Annotated in this window: 15 protein-coding genes; 5 read left to right on the plus strand and 10 right to left on the minus strand. The window is 38.3% G+C overall.

Features of this window, described 5'->3' with window-relative positions; translation table 11 throughout:
* Window positions 1-175: 175 nt before the first annotated feature.
* Entirely contained in the window at window positions 176-331 is a 156-nt protein-coding gene (locus QXL17_07115) for an AbrB/MazE/SpoVT family DNA-binding domain-containing protein (protein ID MEM4258900.1), read from the minus strand.
* A gap of 179 nt (window positions 332-510) precedes the next feature.
* Between QXL17_07115 and fsa the strand changes: the two genes are divergently transcribed.
* Complete coding sequence (fsa, locus tag QXL17_07120) at window positions 511-1170, plus strand: fructose-6-phosphate aldolase (GenBank protein MEM4258901.1); 660 nt, start codon at window positions 511-513, stop codon at window positions 1168-1170.
* A gap of 5 nt (window positions 1171-1175) precedes the next feature.
* On the opposite strand, the gene QXL17_07125 is transcribed toward fsa, so the two are convergent.
* Entirely contained in the window at window positions 1176-1457 is a 282-nt protein-coding gene (locus QXL17_07125) for a DUF5611 family protein (GenBank protein MEM4258902.1), read from the minus strand.
* A gap of 179 nt (window positions 1458-1636) precedes the next feature.
* Entirely contained in the window at window positions 1637-2209 is a 573-nt protein-coding gene (locus QXL17_07130; GenBank protein MEM4258903.1) for a nitroreductase family protein, read from the minus strand.
* Window positions 2210-2289: 80 nt separating this feature from the next.
* Here QXL17_07130 and QXL17_07135 point away from each other — a divergent pair, with 80 nt between their 5' ends.
* Window positions 2290-3828 carry a hypothetical protein gene (locus tag QXL17_07135; GenBank protein ID MEM4258904.1) on the plus strand — a complete coding sequence of 513 codons (1539 nt, stop codon included), beginning with the start codon at window positions 2290-2292 and terminating at the stop codon, window positions 3826-3828.
* Window positions 3829-3856: 28 nt separating this feature from the next.
* Here QXL17_07135 and QXL17_07140 read toward each other — a convergent pair whose 3' ends face one another.
* The 4 genes from QXL17_07140 to QXL17_07155 form a co-directional block, all read right to left on the minus strand.
* Window positions 3857-4876, minus strand: coding sequence for a hypothetical protein (locus QXL17_07140; GenBank protein MEM4258905.1), 1020 nt, complete (start codon window positions 4874-4876; stop codon window positions 3857-3859).
* Between the two features lie 125 nt (window positions 4877-5001).
* Entirely contained in the window at window positions 5002-6261 is a 1260-nt protein-coding gene (locus tag QXL17_07145) for a choice-of-anchor J domain-containing protein (GenBank protein MEM4258906.1), read from the minus strand.
* A gap of 96 nt (window positions 6262-6357) precedes the next feature.
* Window positions 6358-7026 carry a hypothetical protein gene (locus tag QXL17_07150; GenBank protein ID MEM4258907.1) on the minus strand — a complete coding sequence of 223 codons (669 nt, stop codon included), beginning with the start codon at window positions 7024-7026 and terminating at the stop codon, window positions 6358-6360.
* A 3-nt stretch (window positions 7027-7029) separates the two neighbouring features.
* The gene (locus QXL17_07155; GenBank protein MEM4258908.1) at window positions 7030-8280 is read right to left on the minus strand and encodes a thiolase domain-containing protein; all 1251 of its coding nucleotides are present in this window, start codon (window positions 8278-8280) and stop codon (window positions 7030-7032) included.
* Window positions 8281-8660: 380 nt separating this feature from the next.
* On the opposite strand from QXL17_07155, the gene QXL17_07160 reads away from it, so the two are divergent.
* Window positions 8661-9170 (plus strand): hypothetical protein, encoded by a 510-nt coding sequence (locus tag QXL17_07160; protein ID MEM4258909.1) that lies wholly within the window; start codon window positions 8661-8663, stop codon window positions 9168-9170.
* 6 nt (window positions 9171-9176) lie between these two features.
* On the opposite strand, the gene QXL17_07165 is transcribed toward QXL17_07160, so the two are convergent.
* The 3 genes from QXL17_07165 to QXL17_07175 form a co-directional block, all read right to left on the minus strand.
* The gene (locus QXL17_07165; protein MEM4258910.1) at window positions 9177-10493 is read right to left on the minus strand and encodes a tryptophan--tRNA ligase; all 1317 of its coding nucleotides are present in this window, start codon (window positions 10491-10493) and stop codon (window positions 9177-9179) included.
* A gap of 315 nt (window positions 10494-10808) precedes the next feature.
* The gene (locus tag QXL17_07170) at window positions 10809-10964 is read right to left on the minus strand and encodes a hypothetical protein (protein ID MEM4258911.1); all 156 of its coding nucleotides are present in this window, start codon (window positions 10962-10964) and stop codon (window positions 10809-10811) included.
* A gap of 212 nt (window positions 10965-11176) precedes the next feature.
* Window positions 11177-14833 carry a hypothetical protein gene (locus QXL17_07175; protein MEM4258912.1) on the minus strand — a complete coding sequence of 1219 codons (3657 nt, stop codon included), beginning with the start codon at window positions 14831-14833 and terminating at the stop codon, window positions 11177-11179.
* A gap of 262 nt (window positions 14834-15095) precedes the next feature.
* Between QXL17_07175 and QXL17_07180 the strand changes: the two genes are divergently transcribed.
* A complete protein-coding gene (locus QXL17_07180) occupies window positions 15096-15224 on the plus strand; it encodes a hypothetical protein (protein MEM4258913.1) in 129 nt (42 codons plus the stop codon).
* Between the two features lie 79 nt (window positions 15225-15303).
* Window positions 15304-16251 carry a 4-demethylwyosine synthase TYW1 gene (twy1, locus tag QXL17_07185; GenBank protein MEM4258914.1) on the plus strand — a complete coding sequence of 316 codons (948 nt, stop codon included), beginning with the start codon at window positions 15304-15306 and terminating at the stop codon, window positions 16249-16251.
* Window positions 16252-16434 lie beyond the last annotated feature (183 nt).

Below are 16434 nucleotides of genomic sequence, written 5' to 3' on the forward strand. Positions count from 1 at the left end.
GCTGAAATCGGCGGTGAAATTGCGGTTCACATGGTTCGCAACTGTTGGATTAATCCTTTTCTTTGCGCGTCCCATCCAATGAAAAAATGAATGTTTCTTCCTTAATTATCTATTTCGGGATGAAGCCGAAGGTAGCCTCTCCATATTTTGTTCATTTTCTTTGTTGAAACAATATTTACTTTTTTACCTTCTTAATTCGAAATTCAGACAGTCCAACTGGAATAATTTCTAACTCATCACCATCATTAATATCGTGAGCTTTCGCTAATTGACTTGGTATGGTGATTACCAAGCTGCTTCCCACGACTCGTGCTTTCCTCGTCAGAGGCATGTATCCCCTCCTGGCATTACCAGTAATGTATATGTAGTTATATATATTTTTCTATTTTTTCACATATATTTAAAAATAATCATCCCGATATATATGTATAGTTATGACTCTTTGGGAAGATCAGAGGATCATCCAAACTCTTATGAATATCTGAATAGTTACCGGTGCGATGAGGATATATGAAAATATTTGTCGATACCGCAAATCTTGAAGAAATCAGAGAACTTGCTTCGTGGGGAATCATTGATGGTGTCACAACAAATCCAACATTGATAGCTAAAAGCGGACACGCATTTCAGGACATCATTCAAGAGATTTTTACAATTGTTGACGGACCTATTAGTCTTGAAGTAGTAAGCGAAAAAGCTGACGATATGGTCAAAGAAGCAAAAGAAATTGTATCAAAGATACCTGAAAAATACAAAAAAAATATTGCGATAAAAATACCAATGACGAGTGAAGGTTTAAAAGCAACAAAACAACTCTCAAAGCTTGGAATAAAGACGAATGTTACTCTCATTTTTTCAGCAAATCAAGCCCTCCTTGCTGCAAAAGCAGGAGCAAGTTTTGTCAGCCCTTTTATCGGTCGGCTCGATGACATCGGCCAGGAAGGTATGCAGATCATCGAGGAAATTATGGACATCTTTCAAAATTATAACATACAAACAGAGGTTATTGTAGCAAGTGTTCGTCATCCGATCCATGTTATTCAAGCAGCACGAATCGGTGCAGATATTGCAACTGTTCCACCTGAGGTACTTCGAAAAATGGTACGGCACTCATTAACTGATATCGGAATACAGAGTTTTTTGAAAGACTGGCAAAAAGTAAAAAAATAAAGAGTTTAAATTTTACTGAACTCTTTTTTTCGTTCTTTTGCATCTTTTCCAGTTGCTTCAAATAAAAACGCATTCCATTTTTTAATAATTGAATAATCGCCAGAGATCTTTTTTGGTGGAACAATATCGACTAAAAGTTTATTTTTTTCTTGTTTCATCGTGATTTCTCCGATGCCATCAACCTCAAATTTCATACCTTGCTTCACATCACCTTTAACTCCGAAATATGTTGAAACAAGATTGTTCAAATCAGCGTTATGTCCCCGTTTAATTGTATACTCTCTCATAAGAGTTGGTATTAAAAAAATATATTTTAAATGTTTTGATATACTACACAGGGAATGTCAACTTAAAGATTCTTGTAGTTAAAATCAACAGGAGAAGAAACACATCATAAATACTTAAGTTGACAGGTTCTACTACACGAGTTTAATAATTTTCAATTTTGAAATTGAACACAAAAAACTTAATATCGATTGAGATGTACAATGTCGTCTAACGATCTTTTTGGTACGTGATGAACATTGTTTTTATCACGCCAATATTCACATGATTGATTCATAGGTTCGATGACTGATATCTCTGCTTTATATCCTAATGCTATAACACAGTCAACGATCAAATTTTGAGGGATATGTAAAACTTTTTGTAGCTTCTCACGATTCACGTTTAAGAGAATGCAACTTCCGATTCCTTTTTCTTCAGCAGCAAGAATAATATGTGCCGCAGCTAAACCAACGTCTCTTTTCGGATCAATAGGAGTATCCTTTTTTGTTAACATAATAATATACGCTGTTGGTTGTTCGGTATCTGCTGGTTTCCATTCAGGTTTGATATACCCTGCCCACTTTAATGTAGAAAAAACGTCTTGACAAATTTTTTTATCAACGGTGATGATATACTCAATTGGTTGAAGATTACCTGCAGACGGGGCGAGACGTGCACCGTCAATAAGTTCTTTCAATATTTCTACGCTAATCGCTTTTTGAGTGAAACGGCGAATCGTTCTCCTCGACTGGATAACTTTGGCTACTTCCATAATAACTGAATAACAAAATACTTCATATTAAACATATCGAAATCTACTTGAATACTAACATCTTATAGAAAACATGATATATGGCGAAAAAAGAAAAAACTATGAAAACTTTTATTCGAAGCGCGCCAAAAATACAAGAAAAAATCATTCTTGAAAATGCGAAAAAAATCTATGATGATCCGTTTATTTTATTGCCAATCTGTAGTGATATATCCGCTGAAAAATATTTCAAAAAAATCCGTAAAAAGTTAGAAAAAATATGTAAAAATCGGGATAATCGATCTGTGCTTGAAAAATATTCTAACAAAAGAGGATTCGACGGAGCGGTGGCTGGAACACTACTGTTGGTACACTCTGAAAAAGCCCCTTTTTTAGGAGTTGTTTCTTTTTTGACTGGGGACATTACGTATGCACAGCGGGGTAAAGCAGATAAAGAGAAGTTAATCGCAGTTCAACATTATAATGATCCGATGCTTCGGTTACTAGGCTTTAAAGATATAGCATACAAAAAAAATTTGTCGTTCTATTCATGGGATACTGGATTTGTTTGTAGTGGGAAGACGCCAAAACCACCGAAAGAATTTGTCGATTTTATTCTAAAAAAACTTGACATACGATGTACTTCAGATATCTGTTCATATCAACACCAACATGGCCAAAATGAATTTAAAAAAGAGGCATATCAACAACGGTTTCTTCGGATTTATTGGAAATCTGCTGATACGTATATTGCTATCTGTGAGTCATGTGCAAAGAAGACCCAGAACACTGTTTTTACCATATCAAAATATCTTTTACAACAAAAATTATCTGAAGATTTTAATATCAAGGTTATTGCCGATATTATTAACAAGGAGACGGGATATGAACAAAAAACTGATTTTTTAGAAGATTATTTCGCAGGGCGTATCTCCGATTTTGAACTAATTCTAAAAAATATACAACGAAGAACGGAAACAATTGAAAAAAGCGATCAAAAAATATATGTGTATAATAATATATCGTATGGAGAAAATGTCGAAAAATTTGTCGATGCGCTTAATCCTTTAGACCATGAACGAAAAGCACTACTATTTATATTAGAAAAAAACACAAAGCCATTAATCGTTGATCAGATTTCTGCGAATAAAATTCTTGAACGATACTGGAAGGATTATGGTTTTGAATTTATAAAATCTATAATTCCTGATGAATCTATCGCAGAGTCATTTTTTCATCTAGATGAGACACCATCGGACATTATTAAGTTAGTATTTGAATATGAAAAACGGCAAAAAATCATCACCCAGCTTCCAAAATTTACTTCACTTTCAGATGTTGCACAAGTAGCTGATACCATTACAAAGACATATAAGATCTACGGTGAGACAAAAGCCTTGAATGAATTGAAAAAAATACAGGACACACCGAAAATAAAATCATTGGCTTACTCTTTTTTGTTAGTTTTTAACAAAGGTGAAGAGACGAAATGGAGATTTTCAAAAGAAGAAATTGAATTTGGTTTGTTTCTAAAACCATATGTTCAGCGACTTCTCAACGCAGAACCAAAGGACTATGTTCAGCATCTGAAAGAATTATTAGCTGCGTGTGGTTCAACAGAAGAATTACACATACAATAAAAAAAATAAAAAAAGAGGAATGTTTAGTTTACATTCCAAAGACAAAAAAGAACAGCACAAACCCTGATTGGTTTGCTTCCACTTCTGCACCTTCATCACAGGTTGCTGTTATTGTAAAAACGGTTGGTCCAAATCCTAAAACGATCATTTTTATGGTTGTTGTATCCCCTGATGCAAGTGTTGAGATTACTCCGTTTTTCTGTTTTGGAAATACTAGGCCACCGTTTGCTGTAATGCTCCAGGATACCTGTGTTGCATCAGCATCACCGGTGTTCTTCAGAATTGCACGTAGTCCAATACCTGTTTTAATACTTGTTATTTCAAGTTCTGGTTGTGGACCTGCTGTGCCAGTCAGCGTAAAGCTCACACCATATTCTGCACCACTGAAAACAACGCTTCCTTTTGTCCATCGTGAATAGCCAAGGTCCGGATAATCAACCCATATACTCTGGGTCTTGAGAGGAGCGGTTAACCAAAATCCATTGTCGTTGAGTACTGGTTGAAAACAAACCCACCATTTGCCCGTAGTGAGTTCAACAGCTGCAAAGGACACCTGGATAAGTATTTCTGGTCGACCAAAATACATATTTCCTGTATCAGATGCTGTAAAGGTTGCTGTTGGTGAGACAAACGGTGTGAGTTTTGGTTTGTTGGTTCCATCATCTTGATAAAAGAATACGTTTACTCCTAAAACAGATGCAGATCCTGTTCCAGCATAAGTAACTATTCGAAAACTTCCTCCGTCAATATTCCAGGCTGAGTCGGTGATGTCAAAATCATCAACGACTTCTCGGTCAATTGGATTTGCTGCCCAATAGACACAAGAAACACCATTCATCTCATCTGGCAGTCCATTATCCCATAATACATTTTGAGCATTGGTTATCTGGGTTGAGATAACTTTGGTGTTGCTTCCTGAACCATCAGTAAGTAACACGTGATGGTTTGTGGTTTCTGTAGTTGCGATTACACTGGTTGCGGAAAAAAGCAACACAACTGCAATCAACAAAACACCTGCCTCCCTTCCTACTATTTTTTGTGTTCTCATTTTTTCCTCCCTTTTTGATACAAGAATAGAATTTGTATTTATTATAATTTCTTATTTAATCTATAGTTCTTATATAAATTTACTAATTATCAAAATAATAAAAAAGAAAAAGAGAAGGTATTTGATTATATTTTAACCAAGAACAATAGTACTTTTGCGTCAACCTCTTTTTCAGCACATCCAACAGTTGTAGTAACTGTTGTTTTTCCAAACCCAAGAACAAACGATTTTATGGATACTTGGTCGCCTGCAGGTATATCAATAGTTCCTGTTTTCTCTTTTCCAAGAATAATAACTCCGCCATTCAGAACGATGCGCCATGCAACATTTGTGAGATCAGCTGAACCCGTGTTCTTTGCAGTTACGGTGATTCCAAAACCACCTTTTATTGCAGTAATTTCAAGCGGGCAGGTTATTGTTGCAGCTGCAGTGTCATTTGCTTGATTCTGTGGGTTTGCACTATCAGTTACTGTGAGGGTTACGGTATAGGTTCCTGGTTCAGGATATGCATATGTTGGGTTTTGTGCTGTTGATGTTGCTCCATTTCCAAAATTCCAAAGCCACGTATATGGTGCAACTCCACCAGTCGCAGTGCCCGTGAATTGAATAGGGACACCAACATCAGCGGTATATGGTCCGCCAGCATCAACTTGTAGCGGTTGAACACCTCCAGTACCAGTTACAACGAAATCATCAAGGAAAAATGCAAATGCATCATTGGATACAACATTTATGGCTATGTAGATTTGTTGTCCAGAATATTGGGAAATGTCATAGGTATACTGTGTCCAGGTAACTGGTGTTTCCACATATGCTCCAGGGGATATTTTTACAAAACTCGATGGATTTGTATCTGTTGTTGATACCAGTACTTTAAATCGTTCCAATCCATATTGAGTTGTAATTGATCGTGCCCAGAAACTCACAGTCTCAAAAGTTGTTGCTAATAATTTTGGTGTAATCAGCCAATCGTTATTTGGTGCATATTGTGTTACTGCATCCCAGCAGCTTGCATATTTTTGACCGGTATGCGCTGGATGATTGGTGTTAATTGGCGGCGATGTTTGTGAAGGGTTAAATATCATAAATGCACCAACATAGCCTGCATTTGGCCAAGTGACCCCCTGCATACCCCATGTTTGACCGCCATCCCCATCGTAGGTTGTCCATGGTGGGAAATCATCGACGATAAAATCTGGATAGGTTTCAAAACTATCTTGGAAAACAATATCTCGATTAGTTATTCCCAACGTTGTTTTTGCTTGGATGTAATCATACTCAAAATCAATGGTTTTGGTTAAAACTGCTGACCCTGGCATGATACATGCAAGGGTGACAATTGCAATGATACCTGCTTTTATATAAAAATCTCTTCTTGTTTTCATCTTCTTCCCCCAAGAATACCTTATAATGCTATATCGATAGTCAAATATATAAACATTTTGTTAAATTGGTTACTAAAATAATATAAAAATAGTTTTTTATTTCAGTGTTTGTACCCATTCATAGACTGGATCTACGAGTTGTTTGATTCGTTTTTTCTCAGCATTCATTGGGGATGGTGACCAATTATCGGCAGGCTCAAAGTGAAAATCAGTTATTGCACCAATCCGTTGATCCTTTGGTTTAAACACGATTTTTAATGGCATTCCAAATTCAACATCCCATGGTTTTACCTTATGAAGTTCATTAGCAATCGCTACTTTACTATCTCCAATAATTGCATAGACAAGAATGATCGGTAATCTTTTTAATGAAGAACGTCCACTCCAGCCGGCAACCGTCCACGTATGAACCTTTGCTGTGAGTGGCATTTCAATCCATTCAGTCGGTTGAAGTTTACAATCAAGACGCCAACAATGTGTTCGTATCGGTACCCAACTATCACCACAGTTTGGACATCGGGTCCCCATAATTTTCCCATCAAGAAGACCGATGAAAAAAGGGCTGTTTTTTCCATGGCGAATCGTATATAACTGATCATAGTGTAAAAATTGATTCATCACTTGTCGGTCTTCAGATATTTCATGACCTACAAAACAAAGACCTGTCTCTTGAACTCCTTTTGGACGATACTCTTTTTTTTCAGAAAAAACAGGTTTTTTAACAGTATTTTCTTGTGTGTTTTTCATGTGAATCACGGACTCCATAGTCTAATGCCTCCGAATAATAAAATTGGAGATACTTGTTCCAGTCCCAGCATGGCTATTTACAATCCCGCATTCTGCATCAGGTACCTGTGTTTTCGAACTGAGATGTTTCTTTGGAATTATGCCAGCGAGCTGATAATAACATTCAATCGCGCTCATGAGACCTGTTGCACCAACGGGATGGCCATATCCAAGAAGGCCGCCTCCAGGATTCATCGGGATATCGCCATGCATATAGGTTCGTTTATCTCGGATAAACTGAGCAATTGTATCGGTGTCAGCAAGACCTAATGCTTTGTAGATTTGTGCTTCTGAGGTTGAAAAAGCATCATGGATTTCGCCAAAGTCGATCTGTTTCAATGGATCTGTAATACCAGCCATTTTGTATGCTTGTTCTGCAGAATATCGACATGCTGCAAACTCAGTCATATCAGGATATCCTGGTCCGTATCGCTCTTGCCATGAGGGGTACTGAATCCGGTCGCCCGCACGGATCGTACAGCTTGAAAGACCGATACCGTCAATAGTTACATAATAATCAGGGTTCACTTTTTTGGCATAGCGCTCTGAACAAACAACTAAAAATGCAACACCTCGTGTCATCAAACAGCAATCATATTTTTTAATTGGATATGCAATCAATCGAGAGTTTAATACATCATCAACCGTGATGTAGCGATGTTCATTACGATACCATTGAGCTTTTGGATTATCCATTGCATTATTTTTATTTTTTACAGCAATTAAGGCAACATCTTCCTCAGTAACCTTATTTTCTTTCATCCATTTATTTGCCATAGCCGCATAATAAATCGGATAGATTCCACCAACCATCAGCTCGTATCTGATGTCAGATGCCATCGCAATAAATTCACTTCCTTGAGATTGCGATACTGAATCCATGGTTTCCCAGCCTACAATGCCAACAACATCGTGATGGCCTGACATTACCGCAAGTGCTGCAGCATATAACGCTGAACCTCCGGTGTTTCCGCCATTTTCAACTCGATAATGCGGAAGTCCAGCTAGGCCAAGATGATCATGGATAATCCATTCAGGTGCAAGTTGATGACCAAAATGGACCGAGAAATGTGAATAGATCATCAAATCAAGATCTCGGAGAGAAAAATCAGGTATGTCCTTTTGTGTCTCTCGAACGCATTCTGCGGCCCCCCCTTCAATACTTTCAAAACCAGTTGGACCGTAATCAAAAGGTGTTGTCGCCCCTCCAATAATACATGCTTTCTGTTTCATAGGCTCTGATATCCCCTGGGACTAAAAAATGATTCATCACCAGTCCCGATGGCGTAATATCAACAGTATTAAAAAATGTTATGTTTTTTATAAAAAAATTTTTTGCTTTTAATTGTATGAATTGTTTGTATACCACTATCAAATAAGTATTTTTGATGTCTCTTAACTATCTATTCAATGGGAACGTAGATCATGTATGATCACTGGTCAATCTACATATCTACATATTTTACATATTTTGTTCGAACTTTTGAGACAAACTACAACTCCTTGTCATATCACGACACATAAAAAATATGATTTTTTTCATTTGGTATGAGTCTTTAATTATTCAAAAAGAAGCAATACGTTTATTAAAAACTACATAATATCCTAGAATCGTGAAAATAAAACAGCGACAGGAAGTTCTTGAAGATATCATTAAAGATTCAAAGAAAAAACCTAAAGGATGGAAGGCTGCATTCGGCCGAGATATACTAGCTGCCTCATATGATTATTATATTTTTAACCCCTCAGTCGGTATCTATCTCATAAAAGAATATCAGAAGAATCCGTATGAAATCAAAGGTATCGGAACAAAAATCGCCCGTCGAATCGATGATGATATCGAAGAAAAAATCAATCAAAATGCACAAGAATTTGGCATAATTCAAGGAGATTTTCGGAAAATAATCCAAAATCTACAAAAAGGTATACCACCTGAACAAATTTTAGAAGCAGGAATCAAGGGAAATGACTTAGGAATAACTATACCAGTCAAAGGAAAAGCATCAGCATCACAAGAAATTTATAAAGAAATGAAAAATTGCTATGCCGATAAAGAAAAAACAATTAATTCACGATTTGAAAAGATGCTTGCCGATGAAGGAGTATCAACAGCATATAGCTAAAAGAAATTAGTGTATATATCTTTGGATGGTGTCATGCGCCTGCTGTCGTTTTTCTTGGATGTCAGTAAGCATTTGTTCCAAGAGTTGGGCTGCATATTTTTTACAGTTACCACACATCTGTACACCTTGTTTACATGTTGTAAATATAGTATGAAGTTCGTGATCATCTTCAATAAGATGATATAAAAACAACTCATATACCATGCAATTTTCAGGTTGTCCACCATATTTTTTGTGTAATTCAAGAGTAGCTGCTCCCCCAGTTTTTGCATTCATAATCTTTTTCGTCGCCTCTCTTGGTGTATCCGTAAGAAAGATCGCACTTTCTGGTTTTGACGACGACATTTTTTCTCCGGTAAGCCCTGTCATAAACCGATGATATGTTGACGATGGTTGTATAAAACCGTATCCGCCTAATGCGGGTTCTACTTTTGCGAGTTTTTCATCAATAGTTGGTATATCTTGTTTCTGTGCATCGTTGATATACAATGCTTTATACTCTACAATTTTATGAAGTTTGCGAAAACCAAGTGCAGAAACACATTCTACAGCAGCTTCAAGAAGTTTTGGTACCTCTTGATCAACCTTAACAAAAACACCAATTTTTTCATCTTTGGTAGAAGTCACATTAAATAAGCGGTACGCCTGGGCGATATCTCGCGAAAGTCGAAGATGTGGATCTTGATCAACTCCAACCGGGACCAATGTTGGTCGAGATCCGCCAAATTTTTGAAGTTGAACATGGAGAATATCACCAGTTTGAAGAAGCGGTGAAAAGATATGTGTCATGTTGGTTGAACCATCAAAGCCATACATTGCAAGCATCTGAGACCAGTTCACTTTTTTTCCAAGTAGATACCCAAGATCCTTAACCTCTTGATGCTGTGATTGGAAATAGATTTTGCATTTCTCTGGTTTTAAACCAAGAGCGATATAATTTAGAATATATTCGTGAATGGCGATTTCTTTTGTCTCCTGGAGTGATAAACCACGTGTGGCATACGCTTCAATATCTGCAACAGAAATAAAGATGTCAGCTCCAAGATTTTGATAGTAAATAACTTGATCGATGACCATTTTATGGCCAAGATGCATGCGGCCCGACGGCATCAAACCGGTAAGTACAGCCCAAGGTTGTTTTGTTTGAACTGCGGTGTGAATTCGATTGAACTCCCGATGGCCGATAATAACACCTCGGCGTAGCAGACGATGAGGATGCGGTAGAGTTTTCCAAAGGTCATCAGTGAATTCTTGGATACCAAATTCATCTCTGAGGCGAGTATAATCCTGGTAGATTGTTGAACTCCACGGGTCGATTTTCATACGTATCGATATCGACATAATCTCATATTTCAAAAACTTACCGTTGCCTGCAAAAAGAAAGAGAAAGAAATCAAAGAACGATGTCAGAAGGTTGATACAAGGTTATGCTGTTACCAATCGAGTGGACCCCAGTTTCTGCTTTTGCATTTGGGGCATACATAGGTGTGCCGCTCTTTATCCTTTTGTACTTTGAGCGGAGCAAGAAATTTTGTCTGACATTTTCTGCACTGGTATAAGTTAACCATGAGATAGAGAAACATCTGAATATTATAAAACTTTTTTGATTGAACAGGAATACCAAGGTAAAGAATCCCATTATTTTTTTACAAGAATTGAGAGATCAGATAGTTTTTCCCAGTGGGAACTATGGCATTCTGGACAGACAAACATGGTTTTATCCAGTCCATCAAAAAATTCCTCAGGGATCATAAAATCTGAGTCACAATTTCGACAATGATTAATCGTGATCATTTTTTTCCCTTCTTCAACTGTCTATATACTAGTGTCATGTCCCAGTATATATAATTTCCGTACAATGCTTGTTAACATCAAGCAAGACTTTCTGTCTTTTTTATCGTTTTTGGGATACTTCAGTAGAATATTGACACATTAGCCTTATACAAAAATCTGTACATTTTTCTATGTAAAATCAGGTGAAAACAGTAAAAATTAAAGACGGATTATTACGCCCGTCGTCTGCTCAACCCAATCACAAAACCAATAATGAGTACCCCCACGATAAGTGCTATGACAATAATCCACATCAGTGACATATACAGGGGGACTGGTTGTCGTGCATTCGGATGCTCGGTAGTACCAAACGGCATATGACCATCGACGGCAAAACCAGTCGTTGGTGAATACGGTAGCGGGAGAACGTCAGATTGTTTCCAGTGATTCATCGAACTATACTGATTTTCAGGTACCCATATCCTAAGATTTGGATCACCATACAAGCAGACGTTTTCAGCAAGATCCCACCACCACACCGGTGGTTCTGAGATATACTGAATGCCAACCTTTTTTATACCATCCGCATAAATCTGACCAATTGTCTGACCAAGTGCTATGCCTCGGGGAACACCGTTTTGCCATACATCTGAATACCAGGATGTCGCCCACGGATCCATGATCTGGAATACTGAACCATGTCGCATCAGTGTAATATGGAGGTATTTTCCTGCAGGAAGACAGGCGACGCTACTGACACCAGCTGAATGAATATTCCCAAGATTATCATCAATTTGAGTGCCGTTGAACCATTTCATACCAAAGCGACCAAGTAATACCGTAATGATAACACCATCATAGTAATCCTGAGTGTCCTGCAGCCAATCGGGTGTGATATGACGTAGAATTGGAAAACCAGCGAGTCGACCGAGTAGATCTCGAAGAGGACGATACGCAGGTGCCCAATCAAGGGCAGTACTAAATAACCGCATTCCACGGGGATCAGGATTACCGTTGAGTGCAGGAAGAATACCATGGACTTCCATGGTCATGGTATCAGGTTCATCAGTTGATCCAAGCAGCCATTCGTAGCTTCGCCATGGATTAGTTTCTTTGGTGTATGCGGTAAGACGAGGAAGCATTGTTGGATACCCAAGGGTCCCTTCACCTTCAACATCCCAAAACATAAGCATACCACCATTCAATGGAGCTCCATGGGTGTTGATCAACCAGAGAACAACACCGTTGTTGAGATTCTGCATGTTTGCATGGAAATTTGTCGAAAACACGGGGTCATATCCAGCTCGTCGCAAGTAGAATGGTTGCACTTCTGATCCACTGAGATCCGGCATAAAACCACCATCCCGTCCGTTGACAGCCCGCATAACACCTTCATCGATAGGTTCAAACGATTGTGTTACTCCGGGTATTGAACCATCAGCACAGGTATAGGTAAACCCCCAATACTTACTTGCACGACTGTTGAATTTATGATCATAGCACACCAAGGTGTCAAGAACAGGGTATTTGAAGGTTTCTTCTTGAGAAGGTTTTGTGATTTTTAACCCAAGTTTTCCATACCAGGGAAATCGACGTTTACTGCTGCTTCCATTAATCAATGTAACGCCTTCTTCAGAAAGTGCAGGGTTCTGGAAGACCAGCTGTGGGTAAAACACAGTTTTGGCAACCCAGACTGCAATGTCAGTTGGTGCATCGATAAAACGACCTGGATATGCTTTGCCGACGAACACGCGATCCCAGGGTAACCCGATATCAAATTGCCCTCCAAGTGTAATAATGATTTCTTCTCCCTCGTGGTCATAGCCAAGTTTTTTCAATAAACTGTAGATTTGTTTTCCTGTGAGATACATTTCTGAAACTGTCGGAAGCTTGGAATGACCATCAGGGTGCCGTCGCCACAGTTCATTATGCCAGACAACCGCCTGTGAAAGCTCAGGATAGTTATCAATGATGAGCACCGGACTTCCATGGGTGGCAGCAAGATACGCTGCTGGACCAATTGCAAGACCCCCTGGCATCTCTCCTTGGATCTCTACAATATTTGAAATATACCAATAGGTATAGGGATCGATTGTGGTAAAAATCACATCATGACAACCAGACAACTGACGAATATAGGTGTTTAGATGGATATCATCGGTAAAATGATGGATTTTTCCTATTTCGTGTAACTTTGATCGTGCTTCAGTTTTGAGGTTTCCACCGAGATCAACAAGGTATATCTCTTGAACACCTAACGTATGCAAAGAATCATATGTCCAGGATGGAATATCATCTGGTTTGACGTAGAGGAGTGGTGCATTGTACAATGATGCAAGGACAGCACCTTGTGTTGCAGAGGCAAGACTGTCTCCGTGGTTTTTTGAATAGTTCTGCTGCCAGGTATATGACACGGAAAAATCTGTTGCAGTTGTCATTTCTGTAAGCGAATAGACACAAATCGAATACTTCTCACCAGGTCGACATTCTCCGAGGCGCTCGAGATGCATATCGGTTTCAGTCCCGATCGGCATGGGGATATCTGCACCTTCGCCGCTTGCTTGTTTTGGAACAGCACATTTTGATGAAACACCAACCTCGCGGGTTGATAACACTTCTTCACCTGATGGTCCAATCAGAGAAAAACCAAGTTTTACAGAAGGATTGCTCCATGTTAACGTCAGGGTTACATCTCGACAACCATACGGTGGCAACTCAGGAATATCAAGCGTGACTCCAGGGTACATCTCAACATCGATTTGGTAGATAACCTGTCGCATATTTTTCAAAATATCAAGAATGCGTCCATATCGTCCAAACGCTGTTCCGAAAAATTTCCGATGTTTCTGCGGTTCTAATCCGATATCAACATATTGTTCCTCTTGTGATTCAGTGGTTGGTAAAAAAGCAGATCCTATAGATTTTGTTGGAACATCGGTTAAAGCGACACTCCATCGTCCACTATTATAAACGTAAACCGATGTTTTATCAAGATCCATACCTCCTTGAGCATTCCATGCGTTCGTAATACCTGCCATCATCCATTGATTGTCTTTGAGACAATAAATTTGAAGATCACGGTCACCAGCAGGTATCGACATTTTGATTAAACTTTCGAAACCGGGAAATCCAAGATCAACATAGAAACTTGGGTACCATGATCGAACCTTAATCATCTTATATCCCTCTGGGACTGTGAATTCATTATAGGTAGGATAGACTTCGTTTGTTTTTGGAACTTCAAAATGTTGTGTGAGTACTTGTTTTGGTTGCAGAGAACCTGTAAGAATTCCTGTTGTTTTGTTGTTTTGCTGTTCAGCTGTGTTGTTAATAACCGCAACTACTGCTTTTTCTGAATATGACCAGTCATTGAGTGCAAGTATCGATGCAAGCTGATACGGATCGGTACATTGGATGTATTGTGTTGATGCTGATGGCCATGCTCCGAGATAATTTTTTGAGCTGTTCGGCAGATTGATATACCGTAGAGCATCAAGTGAACCATGACAATAAGCTACCCAATCTTCCATAAAATAATCAATACCTTGACGGGTATTCATGGTGCGCTCACGAAGCGATGAACTCCGGAATGGATCCTCATAAAAGAGGAGTGGACTGGCAAAAAGTTGATCGGTGTTTTTATCATAAAAAACCGAGGTTGGAACTGCTGCAAGAAACGCGTAATCATCCAGATCGCCTTCAGGATCAAACTGAACAAACGTGGTGCGTTTCATTGGAATATACGGTTTCCAGGCCACCCCTCGATCAAAACCCTGTGTGTATAATGTTGTTGTTTGAGCAAAACCAACTGGAACTACTGTTCCAAAAATAAAGATACTCAGAATAAAACAAGCATAAAGTGTATTCTTTTTTTGTTTAGTTAGCACCATATATATCCCCCAATAAGGACATCGTATGCATCAGATATAGCACAGAGAGTATATATATTTCTCCTTATATATTGATTTAGTTCGTATATATATTTTATTATTAAAGTCTTTTCATGATGTTTGATGAAATCTTATGGAGAAAATCTAAAAATGTTACATCAAACTCCCTCGTTATTTTCTTCTATATATTTCTTATGGATAACCTAATATAACATATCGTGATACTCTCTACATATTAAAAAAATGAAAATTAGGAGTATCTATGACGTATTGTGCATCCTGTGGTGCGACCTTATTTCCCAATGATGAACAGGGAATCTGCCACCAATGTAAACTTGCCATGTTTTTCAATCAAGACAATTGCCCGGATATCCAAGATTATGCTGGATAAAAAATCAATCCTTGGGAGGTAGAATTTCCTTCAAAACTCATATAAAATCACAGGTATTAACATTTTGTTTGATGTAGTTATGAGATCAGAGCTTCACCGTATTTTACAAAAACAACAGTATGCAGTTGTCGGTACTCATTCAGCGGTAAAACTCTGCCACTGGATGAAACAAAGCCTGCTTTTTAACCGAGAATGCTACAAACAAAGTTTCTACGGCATACAATCACATCGATGCTTACAAATGACACCTGCAGTTCATCATTGTACCCAGATGTGTCTTTTCTGTTGGCGTTTCCAAGATTTTACTGAACAGTCCCTTGAACAGTCTGATGAACCAGAACAGATTCTTGATCAAGCAATTCAGGTACAGCGAAAACTTATCACTGGTTTCAAAGGAGATCCTCGATGTGATGTTGAAAAATGGAAAGAGGCAAACCAACCAACCATGCTTGCTTGTTCACTTTCAGGAGAACCAACATTATACCCGAAACTAGGAGAATTCTTTGAGATTTGTAAAAAACGAGGTCTCACTACATTTCTAGTTACCAATGGAACAACACCGGAGGTTCTCAAATATCTTGACCCATTGCCAGATCAGATCTATGTTTCAGTGGTTGCACCAAACGAAGAGGTGTATAAAAAAATCTGTTCACCATTAATCCCTAATGGCTGGGAAAAACTTACTCAAACATTAGCATTACTACCTTCACTTGATACTCGAACCGTGATACGTCATACACTTATCCAGTATTGGAACATGGATGAAACAGTAATAAAAGAGTATGCGAAACTTGATGCACAAGCACAACCCTTGTTCATCGAATCAAAAGGATATGTTTTCGTCGGAGGATCACGACAACGTATGACCATTGCAAATATGCCAACCCATGACCAAGTTCGGTTTTTTTCACAGAAACTTGCAGATGAAATAAGCTATGAATACATTATGGAAAAACAAGATTCACTGGTCGCCTTGCTTGGCACTGATCCAAAAAAAAGAATATTGCCAAAGTTAAAAAACAATTAGGAAAAAGAAAAAAAAAGTTTGTAGATGAATCTAATTTGAAGGCTTAACAAGATGGTGGTGTGTAGGTTACAACTAGGATTGGTTTTGGACTTGCTGAACTGTATTCTTCAGAATAAATCTGTGATACAGCAGAGGTAACCTCACTGTCTGATTGAATCCCAATAGCAAACCAGTTTGATCCAA

The organism is Candidatus Thermoplasmatota archaeon (assembly GCA_038884455.1).
Lineage (GTDB): Archaea > Thermoplasmatota > E2 > DHVEG-1 > DHVEG-1 > JAWABU01.